The 18,029-nt window shown below is 44.9% G+C and carries 17 protein-coding genes; 13 read left to right on the top strand and 4 right to left on the bottom strand.

Annotated elements, in window-relative coordinates; all coding sequences use genetic code 11:
• Window positions 1-151 precede the first annotated feature (151 nt).
• A complete protein-coding gene (locus tag Q9R21_RS10525) occupies window positions 152-1,573 on the top strand; it encodes a PLP-dependent aminotransferase family protein (RefSeq protein WP_311204432.1) in 1,422 nt (473 codons plus the stop codon).
• A gap of 48 nt (window positions 1,574-1,621) precedes the next feature.
• Here Q9R21_RS10525 and Q9R21_RS10520 read toward each other — a convergent pair whose 3' ends face one another.
• The 3 genes from Q9R21_RS10520 to Q9R21_RS10510 all read right to left on the bottom strand — a co-directional run bounded on the left by Q9R21_RS10520 (window position 1,622) and on the right by Q9R21_RS10510 (window position 5,577).
• On the bottom strand, window positions 1,622-2,953 hold the full coding sequence (locus tag Q9R21_RS10520; RefSeq protein WP_253145049.1) for a DcaP family trimeric outer membrane transporter: 1,332 nt from the start codon (window positions 2,951-2,953) through the stop codon (window positions 1,622-1,624).
• Between the two features lie 108 nt (window positions 2,954-3,061).
• Window positions 3,062-4,435, bottom strand: coding sequence for an MFS transporter (locus Q9R21_RS10515; protein WP_005246252.1), 1,374 nt, complete (start codon window positions 4,433-4,435; stop codon window positions 3,062-3,064).
• A gap of 230 nt (window positions 4,436-4,665) precedes the next feature.
• Entirely contained in the window at window positions 4,666-5,577 is a 912-nt protein-coding gene (locus Q9R21_RS10510; protein ID WP_004647034.1) for a LysR family transcriptional regulator, read from the bottom strand.
• 115 nt (window positions 5,578-5,692) lie between these two features.
• Here Q9R21_RS10510 and Q9R21_RS10505 point away from each other — a divergent pair, with 115 nt between their 5' ends.
• The 12 genes from Q9R21_RS10505 (at window position 5,693) to pcaD (ending at window position 16,915) form a co-directional block, all read left to right on the top strand.
• Window positions 5,693-6,802, top strand: coding sequence for a muconate/chloromuconate family cycloisomerase (locus tag Q9R21_RS10505; protein WP_004647035.1), 1,110 nt, complete (start codon window positions 5,693-5,695; stop codon window positions 6,800-6,802).
• Between the two features lie 13 nt (window positions 6,803-6,815).
• Window positions 6,816-7,106, top strand: a complete 291-nt coding sequence (gene catC, locus Q9R21_RS10500) for a muconolactone Delta-isomerase (protein ID WP_004647036.1) — start codon at window positions 6,816-6,818, stop codon at window positions 7,104-7,106.
• A gap of 154 nt (window positions 7,107-7,260) precedes the next feature.
• Entirely contained in the window at window positions 7,261-8,181 is a 921-nt protein-coding gene (catA, locus tag Q9R21_RS10495; protein ID WP_311204431.1) for a catechol 1,2-dioxygenase, read from the top strand.
• A 71-nt stretch (window positions 8,182-8,252) separates the two neighbouring features.
• Entirely contained in the window at window positions 8,253-9,641 is a 1,389-nt protein-coding gene (benA, locus tag Q9R21_RS10490) for a benzoate 1,2-dioxygenase large subunit (RefSeq protein ID WP_004647039.1), read from the top strand.
• Window positions 9,638-10,129, top strand: a complete 492-nt coding sequence (gene benB / locus Q9R21_RS10485) for a benzoate 1,2-dioxygenase small subunit (RefSeq protein WP_005096959.1) — start codon at window positions 9,638-9,640, stop codon at window positions 10,127-10,129. Before benA ends, benB begins: the two co-directional genes overlap by 4 nt.
• 90 nt (window positions 10,130-10,219) lie before the next feature.
• Complete coding sequence (benC, locus tag Q9R21_RS10480; protein ID WP_311204430.1) at window positions 10,220-11,236, top strand: benzoate 1,2-dioxygenase electron transfer component BenC; 1,017 nt, start codon at window positions 10,220-10,222, stop codon at window positions 11,234-11,236.
• A 17-nt stretch (window positions 11,237-11,253) separates the two neighbouring features.
• The gene (gene benD / locus Q9R21_RS10475) at window positions 11,254-12,039 is read left to right on the top strand and encodes a benzoate diol dehydrogenase BenD (protein ID WP_121979968.1); all 786 of its coding nucleotides are present in this window, start codon (window positions 11,254-11,256) and stop codon (window positions 12,037-12,039) included.
• Window positions 12,040-12,097: 58 nt separating this feature from the next.
• A complete protein-coding gene (gene benE / locus Q9R21_RS10470) occupies window positions 12,098-13,318 on the top strand; it encodes a benzoate/H(+) symporter BenE (RefSeq protein WP_004894958.1) in 1,221 nt (406 codons plus the stop codon).
• Between the two features lie 37 nt (window positions 13,319-13,355).
• Window positions 13,356-14,027, top strand: coding sequence for a 3-oxoacid CoA-transferase subunit A (locus Q9R21_RS10465; RefSeq protein WP_004894960.1), 672 nt, complete (start codon window positions 13,356-13,358; stop codon window positions 14,025-14,027).
• Window positions 14,028-14,046: 19 nt separating this feature from the next.
• A complete protein-coding gene (locus tag Q9R21_RS10460) occupies window positions 14,047-14,703 on the top strand; it encodes a 3-oxoacid CoA-transferase subunit B (protein ID WP_311204429.1) in 657 nt (218 codons plus the stop codon).
• A 168-nt stretch (window positions 14,704-14,871) separates the two neighbouring features.
• Window positions 14,872-16,077: a 3-oxoadipyl-CoA thiolase gene (pcaF, locus tag Q9R21_RS10455; RefSeq protein WP_311204428.1), complete on the top strand. Its 1,206-nt coding sequence runs from the start codon at window positions 14,872-14,874 to the stop codon at window positions 16,075-16,077.
• Window positions 16,078-16,135: 58 nt separating this feature from the next.
• On the top strand, window positions 16,136-16,915 hold the full coding sequence (gene pcaD / locus Q9R21_RS10450; RefSeq protein ID WP_311204427.1) for a 3-oxoadipate enol-lactonase: 780 nt from the start codon (window positions 16,136-16,138) through the stop codon (window positions 16,913-16,915).
• Between the two features lie 74 nt (window positions 16,916-16,989).
• Here pcaD and Q9R21_RS10445 read toward each other — a convergent pair whose 3' ends face one another.
• Window positions 16,990-17,877, bottom strand: a complete 888-nt coding sequence (locus Q9R21_RS10445; protein ID WP_311204426.1) for a DMT family transporter — start codon at window positions 17,875-17,877, stop codon at window positions 16,990-16,992.
• Window positions 17,878-18,029: the final 152 nt, after the last annotated feature.

The following is an 18,029-nucleotide window of genomic DNA, read 5'->3' as shown; positions in this document are numbered from 1 at the left end:
GAGACCTGATTTTCACTTTAATTGTCTTGCATCAAGACTCAAGCTTAAAAATAGAATGTCAATAATCCTATTCCTCCCTTTTGTTATATTAAGCATCCTAAAATATGCTATAAATCAAAATAATTAGAACAGTTTTAGTTCAAGAAAGTATATGTATAAGTCTGAAAAACTGGCACAAAATATTCGTCAGATGATTGAAAATGGCGTATGGAAGGCACATGAAAAATTACCTTCACTTCGCGAACAGACCCAATTATCTGGTTATAGCCTGATGACTGTACTCAATGCTTATCAGGAACTTGAAGCGCAAGGGCTGCTCTATGCCAAAGACAAATCGGGCTATTACGTTGCAGAACACACTCAAGCTCTGCTCAATAGCAAACAGTCCGCCCAGATTGGTTTAAATCCTAAAATTCAAATCAATTCGGTGGTATTTAATTATTTAAAATCGACTCAGTCAGCAGAGATTGTGCCTTTTGGTTCTGCCTTTCCCAATGCAGAGCTGTTATATAACGCCAAATTTATGCAGATTCTGGCGCAGCAGGCCAAAAGAAAAAGCAGTTATAACAACCAGAATCATATGCCGCCCGGCAATCAGAACTTGCGGCAACTGATTGCTAACCGTTATCAATTACAAGGAGTTACCTGCAATCAAGATGACATTGTCATTACATCCGGTGCACTAGAAGCATTGAATCTGTCTTTACAGGCCTTAACCCAACCCGGTGATTTTATTCTGCTACAGCAAACCATATTTTATGGTGCCTGGCAGGCAGCCGAGCGTCTGGGATTACAGGTGATTACGATTCCGGAACATCCACAGTTTGGCTTTGATCTGGAATCATTTGAACAGGCTTTAAAACAGTACCCGATTAAGGTGTGCTGGCTGATGCTGAATGCTCATAATCCGATTGGTTTTACCGTCATTTCTGAAATCAAACAGAGAATTGCGGAACTCTTGTATGAATATCAGGTGTATTTAATCGAAGATGATGTTTATCAGGAACTAAATTATGGTTCATCCAAACCGTTACCGGTTAAATATTTTGATCGGCATCAGATGGTTTTGCACTGCGCCTCATTTTCGAAAACGCTGGGGATGGGTGCACGCGTCGGTTGGGTGTATGCCGGCCCATTTTCCGATGCCATTCAGCACTTACAGCTCATGAGCACTTTAACGGTCAGCCCCTTACTGCAAAATGCACTGGTCGAGTTTATTTCACATCATCATTATGAAAAACATTTGCGGCATTTAAGGCAGCATCTGGAAAAATATAAAAAGAAATTTTATCAAGAACTTAAAGCACGTTTGGGAAGCATCTGTGAAATTTACTATTATTCCAGTGGTTATTTTCTCTGGATTGAATTACCTAAAGAAGTCGATGCCCAGCAGCTCTATGAACAATTGCTGCAACAGCATATTTCAATTGCCCCTGCACTGCTGTTTAAGCCGGAGCCTGCCAGCCAACATTATATTCGCCTGAACTGTTCGTTTGAATGGACAGCCAAGATCGAAAATGCAGTCAATCTACTGACAGAAACCATTCTTCAAAATAGCAAAAGCGCGGATTAATTCATCCACGCTTCTGTTACAGATCAGACGCTTTTATGCAAAGAAGTCTTAGAAATTGTAAATGGCAACCGCATTGATACGGTTATCTTCACCCTTACGACTACTAATCGCATCACCTTCAGTATTTAAGACAGGTCCATAGGCTTCACGCTCACCATAGACATATTCCAAACCAAAACTTAAAGGCTTGGTTGGGCTATAGAAAATATTGGCCCAAGCTTGCCATAAGTCTTTATTGGCTTTAGTTTGATCAACAGCAGCCAAATAACCAGTATCCTGATCAAAATTCATATAGCCATAACCCAATGTACCGCGCAATTTGTCATTAAACTGCTGGGTTAGGCCGACTGAAATTGAATCAAATTCGCTTTGTAATAAATCGCCATTTGCAGCAATCACACCCGTATTGGCATAAGACACAAAGCTGCTATCGCCTTTCACATGGTAATAGTCGGCTTTGAGCGTTGTACCCGGCACAACATCATACTTGGCACCTAAACCTACACCCCATGCCATTTTTTCATCTTCATTGACACGCTTTTCATTCCCCATCGCACGGGCACTGACTGTAAGATTATCAGCAAATTTATGATTTAAACGTGCTGTTAAAGCAGGTAGACGTTGTTTAATACCAGTAATGGTTGCATCTTTAGGATCTTCTACTGCAAATACCAGATTGGTTTCAGGACTGATTGTGCTGGTATAACGAACTTGTGGTGTCCGTTTAATTGAACCGCCAGCGTAAACCAATGCATCTACAGTTTCTGGAATATAATCTGGCACCGCAAAGTTCGACCAGGTTTGACCGATCAACCAGTTGGCATAGCTGATATAAGCATGACGGATACGCAAATTATCAAAGCTTGCGCCGCCCAGAAAATCCACTTCAACTTTACCGCTTAAAGCTTTATCTCCAGCACCGACTGGTGCTTTAAAATCCATGCCTAAACGGGTTGCAGCCAGAGTAGATTTAAATTCATCACTACGCTCACCGACACCTTCTAAAGGTACAGCATTAATCTGGTTATACATACGTGCTGCTGAACCACCTTCAGCCTGATAAGAGGCATCGGCACGAATATTTCCATAAAGATTAAATTCGGCACCACTGGCAATTTTCATGACGGGTTTGCTTGCTGGAGCAGGTGTTGCTGCAACATGTGCAGTGACCACAGCCGTTTGTCTTTGCTGTTGCTCAACCAGTGCGCGTAGAGCCTGAACTTCCTGGCGCAGTTGTTCAATTTCCTGCTGATTCGACTGAGCTGAGGTTTGTGCTTGAGTCGACAAGCTGATGCCCCCTAAACTCATTGCCATCATGCTCATCAGAACTGTGCGTTTGAATGTGATTGTTGGTTGATTAAATAATTGTGTCGTGTTCATCCTAAACTCGCTTTTTATTATGCGTTTCGATTCTAGCAACAGATCACCACCCGTTACGATGGCGATCTATATCATTGGGAATATTATCTTTATTGATTGAAATCTAACTTAATGTGTCGCTTCTTTTGCCAATGGATTCGGCTTCACATCAGGTGTTGCAAGGGCTTGGCCATCTACGGAAGTTTTTAAGTTCACCAGGAAAATTGCCAGCGCAGCGATTACGCCAGGAATCGCAATTGCAAAGAAGTTCATTTGATGCGGTAAATTCATGGTTAATAAAGCACCAGTGAGTACCGGCCCAACAATTGCACCAATACGTCCAATACCTGATGCCCAGCCCATACCGGTAGAACGTACCGTCGACGGATAATACTGCGCCACAAAGGTATAGAGCAGAATTTGTGAGCCAATCGTTGCAGCGCCTGCCACAGCAATCAAGGTATATAGAACGAATTGCGGACTGTTAAATCCAAGCAGAATTAATGCAATGGCACCACATAAGAACATGATAGTCAGCACTTTTTTGATATGGAATTTATCTGCGAGATATCCCCCACCAATGGCACCTACCATACCGCCAATATTCAGTGCGAACAGGAAGATCATACTTGCACCCAGCGAGTATCCTGCCTGAATCATCAGTTTTGGTAACCAGCTACCCAAGGCGTAGACCATCAACAGGCACATAAAGAATGCCAGCCAGAACATAAAGGTACTGAAGCTACGGCCTTGTTGAAAGAGTGCTTTTAATGGCGCCTCATCCCCTTTTTGCACTTCATTCAGTACAAACTGGGTGTCACTAGTGATGACCTGTGTCGGAGAAATTTTCTGAATAATAGTGTGTGCTTGAGCCGTCTGTTGCTTGTTGGTCAGGTACATCAGGGATTCTGGCAGATATTTCCATAGAATCGGCAAGATGAGCAATGGAACGCCTGCAAGCAGGAACATGATTTTCCAACCAAATTGTGGCACCAACCATGCACCGAGTAGCGCAGAAGTCATCCCGCCAATGGCATAACCACTAAACATCAGGGCAACCAGCGTACTGCGGATACGTTTAGGCGCATATTCGGTCATCAATGCCACGACGTTAGGCATGACACCGCCAATTCCAAGGCCAGCCAGGAAACGTAAAATTCCGAATTCGACTGGTGATGTGGCAAAGGCACCGATAAAGGTAAACCCACTAAAAATAGCCACACAGATCATGATGGTTTTTTTACGGCCGAGTTTATCGGATAAAGTACCGAAACTCATGGCACCAAACATCATTCCGAATAAGGCAGTACTGGCCAGCATGCCCGCTTGTACCGCACTTAGCGACCATTCCTGCATCAGTAACGGCAACGCCACCCCATAGATGACCAGGTCATAACCATCAAAGATAATGATCAGCAAACACCAGATCAAAACCCCCCAATGAAAGGGTGTGAATTTCGCTTCATCAATCAGCGTATTTATATTCACTTTATTTGTAGACATCTCCACCTCCTAATTGTGAAGTTCAACTTATGCTGCTCACAATGCAGAAAATAGGAAAAAATGTCTAAAACTGAATAGGCATGGCTTTATACCTATAAGGTCTGGGTCAAATTAAACTATTCAATTAATTAATAAATATATTATTCAATCATGATGTTTTTAAAAACAGCTTGTTTTTATCGCATCCTCATCGGTTTTTAGTGCTATATCATTCACACGATTTTTAGCGATTAAAATACCGATCGATCGTATTTTAGAGCTTCAAGATCATAGACTTGATACACAGCATCAAACAGGTAACGGATGTATTCACTTTCATCCATATTGCGCATGGCCATAAAGACAGGGCTCACCGCAAAAGCATCTGCTAGAGGTACAAAGTTGAGATGGGCCAATTTAATGTTTTGTGCGCTTTCCGGTACGATGCAGACGCCTTCTCCGGCAGCGACAAAGCCCAGTGCCAGCTGTAACTCACGGACAATCCGGATATTTTTCGGCTCCAGACCATACTCGGAAAATATGCCACGCACCTGGGTAGAGAAATTTGCCTTTCCAGTATTCGGATATAAGAACAGATGCTGATCGACCAGTTCAGATAAATGTATATCTTCACGATGAGCCAGTACATGACTTGAATGAGCCGCCACCACTAGGCGTTCTTCACGTAATAACACGCGTTTTATCGCAGGATCCGAGATTCTTAAACGGCCGAAACCGACATCAATTCTTCCTTCTTTCAGCGCCTGAATCTGTTCATAGGTATTCATTTCCATCATCTCGATTTTGAGATAAGGATGCTGCTGCTTAAATAAAAATAAAATCCGTGACAGCAAACCAAACAATAAAGAGCCAACAAAACCGATGGTTATGGTGCGATCAGCAATGCCAATCCGTTTGGTCATCGATTTTATTTCTTCAGCATTAGACAAAAGTTTAACAGCATGCTGATAGAAAAATTGACCGGCTTCGGTGGTTTTTAACGGGCGGCTACCACGCTCAAATAGCTGAATATCGAGCTCTTGCTCTAAATTTTGGATCTGTCGGCTCAAAGGTGGTTGAGCAATAAACAGTTTTTCTGCCGCTTTGGTAAAACTTTGTTCTTCGACGACGGCAACGAAGTAACGTAAATGTCTGAGTTCCATGGCTCTGAATACCTTTAAAGTATAAAAAAATGCTAAATCGATCTTAGACCAATTAACATTATTCTTTTAAGGTATATCAAGTCAAAGCATTAAAGCAAGAATGTGAACCCGTATTATGTATAAGTCAGTTGAAACCTTGCTGGTAGAAATTCCAACCATTCGCCCTCACAAGATGGCAGTGGCGACGATGCAAACCCAGACCCTGGTATTGGTCAAAATCACCACTGAAGATGGTTACATCGGTTGGGGTGAAGCAACAACTATCGGTGGCTTAGGTTATGGTGATGAAAGCCCGGAAAGCGTAAAAGTAAATATTGAAACTTATTTTGCGCCTCTTTTAAAAACATTATCCGGTTTAAATGTTGCACAGACATTACAAGCAATCAAAAAGAATATTAATGGTAACCGTTTTGCTAAATGTGCGATTCAGACTGCACTTTTAGACATTCAGGCACAACGTTTAGGTTTGCCATTAAGCGAAGTCCTCGGTGGCCGCTTACGTGACAGTATTCCAGTTCTTTGGGTATTGGCTTCTGGCAATACCGAAAAAGATATTGCTGAAGCAGAGAAAATGGTTGCGGCAAAACGTCACAACATTTTCAAACTCAAAATCGGTTCTCGTCCGGTAGAAGAAGATGTTGAACATGTGCTGGCAATTAAGAAAGCCTTAGGCAAAGACGTTTCGATCCGTGTCGATGTGAACCGTGCCTGGTCAGAACTGGAAGCGATTAAAGGCATTCAGTTATTGCAAGATGGCGGTGTTGATCTGATTGAACAGCCATGTGCAATTGATAACCTGGACGCCATGCGCCGTCTGACCAGACGTTTTGATGTTGCCATCATGGCAGACGAATCGTTAATGGGCCCGCACTCAGCGTATGAGATTGCCAAACAAAACGGTTCTTCTGTATTTGCAGTCAAAGTTGCCCAGTCGGGTGGCCTGATTGAAGGTTGCGAAGTAGGCAAGATTGCCAAACTTGCAGGTATTGACCTGTATGGCGGCACCATGCTGGAAGGCCCGGTGGGCACAATTGCTTCGGCACATGTGTTCTCTACTTTTGAAAGTCTGGCGTTCGGTACCGAGCTGTTTGGTCCTCTACTGCTGACTGAAGATATTTTGAAAACCCCGCTCAACTATCAAAACTTTGAACTTGAGATTCCGAAAGGACCAGGTCTAGGGATTGAGTTGGATGAAAACAAGATTGACAACTTGCGTCGTCAGTAATTAGGAGAAACCCATGCTTTTCCACGTACGTATGGATGTAAACATTCCACGTGATCTGCCAGTTGAACAGGCAAACGAAATTAAGGCTGTTGAAAAGGCTTATTCACAGGAATTGCAGCGTCAAGGCAAATGGCGTCATATCTGGCGCATCACGGGCCAGTACTCAAACATCAGTATTTTTGATGTTGAAAGCAATGAAGAGTTGCACAACCTGTTACAAGGCTTGCCTCTCTATCCTTATATGAACATTGAAGTGATGGCATTAAACCGTCACCCATCTTCAGTTCGAGATGACGACAGTTGATTAAATGAGCGGATTGGGAGTCACCGGATTCCCCTTCCAAATCGAAAACAGAGGGTACCTCAACAAGGATTGTGGCCAGCCAGATTTAGCCAGCCAATGAAAGCTAAAAAAGTGCGCCACTAAAAGATGAAAGACATACTTTAGGAGCAATAGTATGAATCGCCAAGAAATTGATGCATTAGTTAAGCAAATGAACGTTGATACAGCGACAGGTCCTGTAGATGAACGTGTACAACAAGTTGTTGTGCGTTTATTGGGTGACCTTTTCCAAGCGATCGAAGATCTTGATATTTCTCAGTCAGAACTGTGGAAAGGTCTGGAATACTTTACTGATGCCGGTCAAGCGAACGAATTAGGTTTATTGGCTGCAGGTTTGGGTCTGGAGCATTACCTAGACTTACGTGCTGACGAAGCAGATGCTAAAGCAGGTATTACTGGCGGTACGCCACGTACGATTGAAGGTCCACTTTATGTAGCTGGCGCACCTGAAACTGTAAGCTTTGCACGTATGGATGATGGTTCTGAAGAAGGCAAAATCCCGACGCTGATCATTGAAGGTACAGTGACTGATACTGATGGCAACCGTGTTGAAGGTGCCAAAGTTGAAATCTGGCATGCAAACAGCCTGGGCAACTACTCATTCTTTGACAAGTCACAGTCTGACTTTAACTTGCGTCGCAGCATCATTACCGCTGCCGATGGTCAATATACTGCATTGACGACAATGCCAGTGGGTTATGGCTGCCCTCCAGAAGGTACAACTCAGTTTGTACTGGACAAATTAGGCCGTCACGGTAACCGTCCATCACACGTACATTACTTCGTATCTGCACCGGGTTACCGCAAGCTGACTACTCAATTCAACATTGAAGGCGACCAATACCTGTGGGATGACTTTGCATTCGCGACTCGTGAAGGTTTGGTTGCAACTGCGGTTGACGTGACTGATGAAGCTGAAATTACAAAACGTGGTCTGAACGGTCCTTTCAAACACATTCAATTTGATATTGAACTTGTGAAAGAGAAACAAGACGCACCTTTTACTGAAGTTGATCGTCGCCGCGCTAGCGCTTAATACATTAAGAAGCGGGATATGCCTTGAGATATATCCCGCTGACTTCCCCCTTGGAAAGTCGGAGAAAGGACATGCCTCGTATTCCCGTAATTAACACCAGCCATTTAGACCGCATTGACGAATTACTGGTTGATGATTATGAATCTGGTGAATTTAAACTACACCGTTCAGTATTTACAGACCAGGCCCTGTTTGACCTTGAGATGAAATATATCTTTGAAGGCAACTGGGTTTATCTAGCACATGAAAGCCAGATTCCAAACAATAACGACTTCTATACTACCTATATGGGTCGTCAGCCGATCATCATTGCACGTAACCGTCAAGGTGAACTGAATGCCATGATCAATGCCTGTTCGCATCGCGGTGCACAATTGTGCCGTAACAAGAAAGGCAATAAAGCAACTTATACTTGCCCATTCCATGGCTGGACCTTCAATAACTCAGGTAAGTTATTAAAAGTCAAAGATCCGGCTGAAGCGGGTTATTCAGACTGCTTTAATAAAGATGGTTCACATGACCTGAAAAAGGTTGCCCGTTTTGAAAACTATAAAGGTTTCCTGTTCGGCAGCTTGAATCCGGATGTTCCTTCTCTGGAAGAATACCTGGGCGAAGCGACCAAAATCATTGACATGATCGTGGATCAGTCTGAACAAGGTCTGGAAGTTTTACGTGGTTCTTCGACTTATACCTATGAAGGTAACTGGAAGTTGACTGCTGAAAACGGTGCTGATGGTTATCACGTGTCTGCTGTACACTGGAACTATGCTGCAACGACTCAGCAACGTAAAGAAAAAGAAGCTGGTGACAACATCCGTGCCATGAGCGCAGGTGCATGGGGCAAACAAGGTGGTGGTTCTTACGGCTTTGAACATGGTCACATGCTGCTTTGGACGCAATGGGCAAACCCGGAAGACCGTCCTAACTTTGCCAAGAAAGATGAATACACTGCGCAATATGGCGAAGCTATGGCGAAGTGGATGATCGAACGTTCACGTAACCTGTGTATCTATCCAAACGTTTACTTCATGGATCAGTTTGGTTCACAAATTCGTGTCCTGCGCCCGATTTCTGTCGATAAGACTGAAGTGACGATCTACTGTATCGCACCTGTAGGCGAAGAGCCAGAAGCGCGTACCCGTCGTATCCGTCAGTATGAAGATTTCTTTAACGCTTCAGGTATGGCGACACCAGACGATCTTGAAGAGTTCCGTGCTTGTCAGGCAGGTTATGCCGGTATCGCGCTGGAATGGAACGACATGTGCCGTGGTTCTAAACACTGGATTCAAGGTCCGGATGATGCTGCCAATGAAATCGGTTTAAAACCAAAACTGTCTGGTATTAAAACTGAAGACGAAGGCCTATACCTGTCTCAGCACCAGTACTGGTTAGAATTGATCAAAAAAGGTATTGCGACTGAGAAAGAAATTGCAGCATCCACTGAAGGAGAAAACGCATGAGCGACATCACTTTAGAAAATATTGCTCAGTTCCTGTATCAAGAAGCTCGCTTTTTAGATGATGAACAATGGGATGACTGGTTAACTTGTTATGCCCCTACTGCATCTTTCTGGATGCCAGCTTGGGATGATGATGACAAACTGACCACAGATCCACAGTCTGAAATCTCGTTGATTTACTATCCAGACCGTCAAGGTTTAGAAGACCGCGTGTTCCGGATCAAGACTGAACGTTCATCTGCAACCATGCCGGATACACGTACCTGCCATAACCTCAGCAATATTGAAATTGTTGAACGTGATGGCGACAAAGTGACTGTACGTTTTAACTGGAATACTTTGAGTTTCCGTTACAAAACAAGTTACAGCTACTTCGGTATGTCTCGTTATGAAATCGATTTCTCAGGCGATAAACCGCAAATTTTAAGCAAATATGTGGTACTGAAAAACGATTACATCAACCAGGTTATCGACATTTATCACCTCTAAGACTGTTTATACAGCTAGGTTATGCCTTTCGGTCAGATGGAAAATTGGCTGAAAGGCTCAGTTACAAAGATTTATATAGGATATTCAGCCATGTCAAACCACAATGTTGCACTTCAATTTGAAGATGGCGTTACACGTTTTATTTCTGTTTCAGATGGTGAAACACTGTCAGATGCAGCCTACCGTCAAAAGATCAATATTCCTTTGGACTGCCGTGATGGTGCTTGTGGAACGTGTCGTGCGTTTTGTGAATCAGGTTCTTATGACATGCCTGAAGAAACTTATATTGAAGATGCTTTAACGCCTGAAGAAGCCGCTGAAGGCTTTATTCTGGCTTGCCAATGTAAACCAACTTCAGATGCAGTTTTCCAAATTCAGGCGTCTTCAGAAGTCTGCAAAACTGAAATTCATGAATTCCAGGGTACGCTGGCGCGTGTAGAAAACCTGTCTGATTCGACCATTACTTTTGACATCCAGTTAGATGAAGGTCAACCGGACATTCACTTCCTTGCTGGCCAATATGTCAATGTAGGAATTCCGGGCACGGCTGAAACCCGTTCATATTCATTCAGCTCAAAACCGAGCGACCGTTTAACTGGTTTCGTAGTACGTAACGTACCGAACGGCAAAATGAGTGAATTCTTAAGTAAAAATGCCAAAGCTGGTGACAAAATGACTTTCACCGGTCCATTTGGTAGCTTCTACCTGCGCCCTGTGACCCGTCCAGTATTGATGCTGGCTGGTGGTACAGGTATTGCACCATTCATGTCGATGCTGCAAGTACTGGAAGAAAAAGGTTCAGAACATCCAGTGCGTTTAGTATTTGGTGTGACCAATGACTTTGACCTGGTTGCCATTGAAAAACTGAACGAACTGCAAGACAAATTCCCGTGGTTCGAATACCGCACAGTGGTTGCTAACCCAGAATCTGCACATGAGCGTAAAGGCTATGTGACCGGTCATATCGAAAATGAATGGCTAAATGGCGGTGATGTAGATGTCTACCTGTGTGGCCCTGTACCAATGGTTGAAGCGGTTCGCGGCTGGCTGGATGCAGAAGGCGTAAAACCTGCAAGCTTCCTGTTTGAAAAATTCTCTGCCAACTAAGAGAGGGAATTTATTCAATGTCTAATCGTCAAAGATTTGAAAATAAAGTCGTAATCGTGACCGGCGCCGCGCAAGGCATCGGTCGCGGTGTCGCGCTGCAAGTGGCGAGCGAAGGCGCCCAAGTCGTCATGGCTGACCTTTCCCCTTATGTAGAAGAAGTTCTGGCTGAAATTGAAGCGACTGGCGGTGATGCGATTACGGTCAAAGCCAATCTGGAAACGTTTGCCGGTGCTCAATCAGTCGTTGAAAAAGCGCTAGAAACCTATGGCCGTGTCGATGTCCTGATCAACAACGTCGGTGGCGCGATCTGGATGAAACCTTTCGAAGAATTTTCTGAAGAGGAAATTATCAAGGAAGTGAACCGTTCATTGTTCCCGACACTGTGGTGCTGCCGCGCAGTTCTTCCGGAAATGATTAAAAATCAGAAAGGTACCATTGTAAACGTATCTTCTATTGCGACACGCGGCATTAACCGTGTGCCATATTCAGCATCCAAAGGTGGTGTGAACGGCCTGACCGCTTCCCTTGCATTTGAACATGCCAAAGACGGCATCCGTGTCAATGCAATCGCGACGGGTGGTACAGAAGCACCGCCACGTAAAGTACCGCGCAATGCCAATCCACTGACTGAATCTGAAAAAGAATGGATGCAGCAAGTGGTTGATCAGACCATTGACCGTACTTTCATGGGACGCTACGGTACGATTCAGGAGCAAGTGAATGCGATTGTATTCTTGGCTTCGGATGAATCATCTTATATGACAGGTACAGTGGTACCGGTCGGTGGTGGTGATCAGGGCTAATCCTGATCATCACGATTTTTAACAGGCTCATGGTTCGACGCAAGGAGGCACATCACCAATGAACACCCTGTTTCAGACATTAAAAAATGATTGGTCCATTTCAGCAACTGTTGCAGGATTTTTAGCAGTGCTGATCTCCTATTCGGGGCCACTGATCATTTTTTTCCAGGCGGCACAGCAAGCTCAAGTTTCCCCGGACATGATGATTTCATGGATTTGGGGAATTTCTATTGGTGCTGCGCTAGCAGGTATCTTTTTATCCATTAAATACAAAATACCTGTCGTCACCGCCTGGTCTGCGCCCGGAACGGCTTTATTAGTCACGCTGTTTCCCGATATTTCGCTCAATGAAGCGGTTGCTGCCTATATCACCTCTGCTGTGGTGATTTTTTTCATTGGGATCACCGGTTATTTCGACAAATTGCTGTCCTGGATTCCTCAGGAAGTGGCTGCCGGGATGATGGCGGGGATTTTACTGCAGTTTGGTTTAGGGTTGTTTACCGCGACCGATACCATGCCCTATATCGTCTTTGGCATGCTGGCGGTATTTTTACTGGCCAAGCGTTTCAGTCCACGCTATGCCATGGTCTGGGTGCTGGTTGCTGGTGTGGTTTTAAGCATGCTCCTGGGCAAGATTAACCCGGTCACGGCAGATTTCAGTCTGGCGATTCCGCAATTTATTGCACCGGAATGGACCTGGAGTTCCACCCTGAATCTGGCCCTTCCCCTTATTCTGGTCAGTCTCTCTGGCCAGTTTTTACCGGGAATGGCGATTATCAAACTCAGTGGTTATGACATGCCAGCCAAGCCGATTATTAGTGCAACCAGTATTGCCTCGCTTGCAGTCGCCTGTGTGGGGGGTATTACCATCGTACTGGCCTCGATCACAGCTGCATTGTGTTTAGGCAAAGACGCACATGAGCTAAAAGAAAAGCGTTATATCGCCGGTGTGGCGAATGGGCTTTTTTATATTTTGGGCGGCTTATTTGCCGGCAGCATTGTCATGCTGTTTAGCCTGATGCCCAAAGAACTCATTGCAGCTTTGGCAGGACTGGCATTACTGGGTGCGATTGCTACCAACATTTCCGTGGCCATGGGCAAAGAATCACAACGTGATGCAGCATTGATCACCTTTTTAGCGACTGCTTCCGGCATGCATTTCTTAGGACTGAGTTCAGTCTTTTGGGGAATTTGCATTGGCTTGGTCGCACATTTTCTGCTGTCACAGAAAAACCGTAACGCAGTTCCGGTTACAGCATCAGATTCAAAACGAGTTTAAAGACATCCATCAGTTTAGGATATGTAAGGACCAGATTATGATAGATAAAAGTTCATTATCATTGAAAGAAGCACTCTCCCAGATCAAGGACGGTTCTACCATTATGATCGGTGGTTTCGGTACAGCGGGTCAGCCTGCTGAACTGATTGATGGTCTGATCGAATTGGGTATTAAAAACCTGATTATTGTCAACAATAATGCCGGTAATGGCGATTACGGTCTGGCGAAACTGCTTAAAGCGGGCGCTGTGCGTAAAATTATCTGTTCTTTCCCGCGTCAGTCTGATTCCTGGGTATTTGACGAACTCTATCGTGCAGGCAAGATCGAACTGGAACTGGTGCCGCAAGGTAATCTGGCTTGCCGTATTCAGGCGGCTGGTATGGGCTTAGGTCCAATCTATACCCCTACCGGTTTTGGTACTTTGCTGGCTGAAGGCAAACCGACCATGAACTATGAAGGTAAAGACTACGTTTTAGAAAATCCAATTAAAGCTGACTTTGCTTTAATTAAGGCCCATCAGGGCGACCGTTGGGGCAATCTAGTGTACCGTAAATCTGCACGTAACTTTGGCCCGATCATGGCGATGGCGGCTGATGTGACGATTGCTCAAGTTTCTGAAGTGGTTGAACTGGGTGCACTGGATCCGGAACACATCATCACCCCGGGAATTTTTGTTCAACACGTTGTTCAAGTTAAACCTGCACAATAATTGGCATCGGAGATAAATAATGAGCTATAGCAAACTGACCCGTGACCAGATCGCTGAACGTGTGGCACAAGACATTCCTGATGGTGCCTATGTAAACCTCGGTATTGGTTTACCGACCAAGATTTCAAGCTACCTGCCAAGCGATAAAGACGTATTCCTGCATTCTGAAAATGGCCTGTTGGCTTTCGGTCCTCCTCCTGCTGAAGAAGACCGCGATCCTGAACTGATCAATGCCGGTAAAGAATTCGTAACTTTACTTGAAGGTGGTTCTTTCTTCCATCATGGTGACTCTTTCGCGATGATGCGTGGCGGTCATTTAGACATCGCAGTATTAGGTGCGTTCCAGGTCGCTGAAAATGGTGATCTGGCCAACTGGCATACCGGTGCACCGGATGCGATTCCAGCAGTCGGCGGTGCAATGGATCTGGCTGTGGGTGCGAAAAAAGTCTTTATCACCACTGACCACGTGACCAAAAAAGGCGAGCCAAAAATCGTGGCTGAACTGTCTTATCCGGCTACTGGCCTGAAATGTGTTGACCGTATCTATACCGACCTTTGCGTGATTGATGTCACGCCTGAAGGGATGAAAGTGATTGAGAAAGTTGAAGGTCTGTCATTTGAAGAATTGCAGTCAATGACTGGTGCCAAACTGATTGATGTGACTCAATCAAATTAAGGGGAAGTCCCTTCTTTCTTGCACTTAGTTTTAAAAGCAGTGCTTTAAAACATGTTCAGGAGGGATTTAGGGAGGATTTGAGGAATAAAACTACTTCATTAAATCCCTCCCAACCTCCCTTTAAAAAGGGAGGAGTTTTCTTCTTTTAATTATGTGAGCAAATACACAATGAAAAACGCATATATTATCGATGCCATCCGTACCCCATTCGGCCGTTATGCCGGTGGTCTGGCGCCTGTTCGTGCCGATGACCTGGGTGCACTTCCAATCAAAGCTTTAATGGAACGCAATCCATCAGTGAACTGGGAACAGATTGATGATGTGATTTATGGCTGTGCCAACCAGGCCGGTGAAGATAACCGTAACGTCGGTCGCATGTCTTCGCTGCTTGCAGGCCTGCCTTATCAGGTTCCAGCAACGACCGTGAACCGTCTGTGTGGTTCATCGCTGGATGCAGTCGCAATGGCAGCACGGGCGATTAAAGCCGGTGAAGCCAATCTGATTATTGCCGGCGGTGTAGAAAGCATGTCGCGTGCGCCATTTGTCATGGGCAAGTCAGAAACGGCGTATGGCCGTAGCCAGAAGATTGAAGACACCACCATGGGCTGGCGTTTTATCAATCCGAAACTGAAAGAAATGTACGGCGTAGAAACCATGCCGCAAACGGCTGAAAATCTGGCGGAACAGTTCAACATCAACCGTGAAGACCAGGACAAGTTTGCCCTGACCAGCCAGCAACGTACCGCAGCAGCGCAGGCCAATGGTTTCTTTGCCAATGAAATTATTCCTGTAGTGATTCCACAGCGTAAAGGCGATCCGGTGGTTGTGGATACTGATGAACATCCACGTGCTTCAACCACAGCAGAAGCTCTGGCAAAACTGAAACCTGTGGTGAAAGCAGACGGTACAGTAACGGCGGGTAATGCTTCTGGTATTAACGATGGTGCGGCTGCCCTATTAATTGCATCTGACGAAGCGGTTGCTCAACACGGCTTGAAACCACGTGCCAAAATTATTGGTTCAACCGTCGTTGGTGTTGAACCACGCATCATGGGCTTCGGTCCTGCACCTGCCATCAAGAAACTGTTGGCACAAACAGGTTTGACTATTGAACAGATGGACGTGATCGAGTTGAATGAAGCCTTTGCAGCACAAGCTTTGGCTTGTACGCGTGACTTGGGTATCGAAGACGGTTCAGAGAAAGTCAATCCAAATGGCGGTGCGATTGCCTTAGGTCATCCACTTGGTGCATCTGGCGCACGCTTAGTCACAACCGCACTCAACCAGCTGGAACAAACTGGCGGTAAATACGGTCTTTGTTCAATGTGTATTGGTGTCGGTCAAGGCATCGCTTTGATTATTGAACGCGTCTAACAACCTATTAAAAAGATAAACCTCCTCCCTTTTTAAAGGGAGGTCGGGAGGGATTTCAATGCCAACATTTACATCCAACGATGCCCAGATCAATTACCAGACCTTTGGTGATGCCAGCAAACCTGCCCTGGTTTTTTCTAACTCATTGGGCACTAAATTCAGCATGTGGCAACCACAAATTGAATTTTTCCAGCAAGATTATTTTGTTGTGTGTTATGACACTCGTGGTCATGGCGCTTCCTCTGCACCACAAGGTCCGTATAGCTTGGACCAGCTAGGACAGGATGTAGTGAATCTGCTGGATCACCTGAACATCCAGAAAGCCGCTTTCTGTGGTATCTCGATGGGCGGTTTAACCGGTCAATGGTTAGCGATTAACAAGCCTGAACGTTTTAGCCACGTGATTATTTGCAATACTGCTGCCAAGATTGGTCAGGAACAAGCCTGGCTGGAACGTGCCGCGTTGGTGCGTGAACAAGGTCTGGCACCGATTGCATCAACTGCAGCATCACGCTGGTTTACCGAACCCTTTATCCAAAGCAACGCAGCGACAGTTGCAGAACTTTCAAACGACCTTGGAGCTGGCAGCCCGGAAGGTTATGCAAGTTGTTGCGAAGCTTTGGCTAAGGCGGATTTACGTGAACAGATCAAAACGATTTCAGTGCCGGTACTGATTGTGGCCGGTCAGCAAGACCCCGTAACGACTGTTGCAGATGGTCAAGCCATGCAAGCTGAAATTGCACAAAGCCAGTTGTTTGAAATCAATGCCTCGCACATTTCCAATATGGAACAACCAGAAGCCTTTAATCAGGCGGTTCAGAAATTTATTGCTGCTTAAACAATAAATGCAAAGAAAAAGCCACTGTTGATCAGTGGCTTTTTTATGCTTAGATTTAAAAAACTGGTTCTACATCAGGCCCAGATCACTAAAATCGCTGCAATCGCTACTAAGCCCAGACCCCAATGCTCGGTACGTGCAAGTTTTTCTTTAAAGAAATATGCCGAAATCAGCATACTAAACAGAATCTCAATTTGTCCTAAGGTTTTGACCACCGGCACACTCATCATGCTCATGGCAGTAAACCAGCCCAGCGATGCCATAAAACTGCACACACTGACTTTAAAAGTTAAGCCCAGACGCTGCCACATGGCCACTAAAGTCTGGCGACTGAATAGGCTGAGGTAAATCAGCATACTAATACACTGAAAACTGATCACCATTAACAACACCCAGGCCGCACGATGCAAGGTTGGTAAAGTGGTTAATTCTAAACTGGCTTCGCGTACCAGTAGTGAGGTAATGGCAAAACTTAAACCGCTTCCGATGCCAATAGCCAGTGTTCTGGCTGAAAACCCACTGACCTGTTGGCCTTTACTCAATAAAAATACCGCATATCCGCCCAGCGCCACACCAATCCAGGCCAAAAATGACAAATGATCCGCTAAAAAGGTCACGCCGATAATGGCGGCTAAAATGGCTTCGCTTTTCGCCAACCCCACTCCAACGGCATAATTTTTTTGCTTGAACAGTTGCACCATCAGTGCCGTAGCTAAAATCTGACTGCAACCCGCAATTACTACATAGATCCAAAACTTTGGGGTGAAGTGAGCCACACTTTCAACCGGCTTGAAATAATACAGGCTGCTCAGGTACAGCGCAGCAAATGGCAATCCAAAAATAAAGCGTGCCAGGGTGACTCCCCACACATCAACCGTGGTGCTAAGCTGTTTTTGAAAGGCATTACGCCAAGCCTGCATAAATGCAGCCATTAAAGTAAAAAAAATCCAGCTGAATGCCATCTACTGATCGCTATTACTACAAAAGTGAATTAATTCTATGCCTTAACAAAAGGACTGACTAATTAAAAATAGGATGCAGGCCGATAGCAGAAAGTTTGCCTTAATTTGGAAAGATTCCAGCGGAAAAAACAATTTTATTTTTCTCTTAAAAA

It is taken from the genome of Acinetobacter sp. RG5 (genome assembly GCF_031844265.1).
Lineage (GTDB): Bacteria > Pseudomonadota > Gammaproteobacteria > Pseudomonadales > Moraxellaceae > Acinetobacter.
Note: the sequence above shows the minus strand (reverse complement) of the source record. Positions and strands in the feature narration are given on the sequence as shown.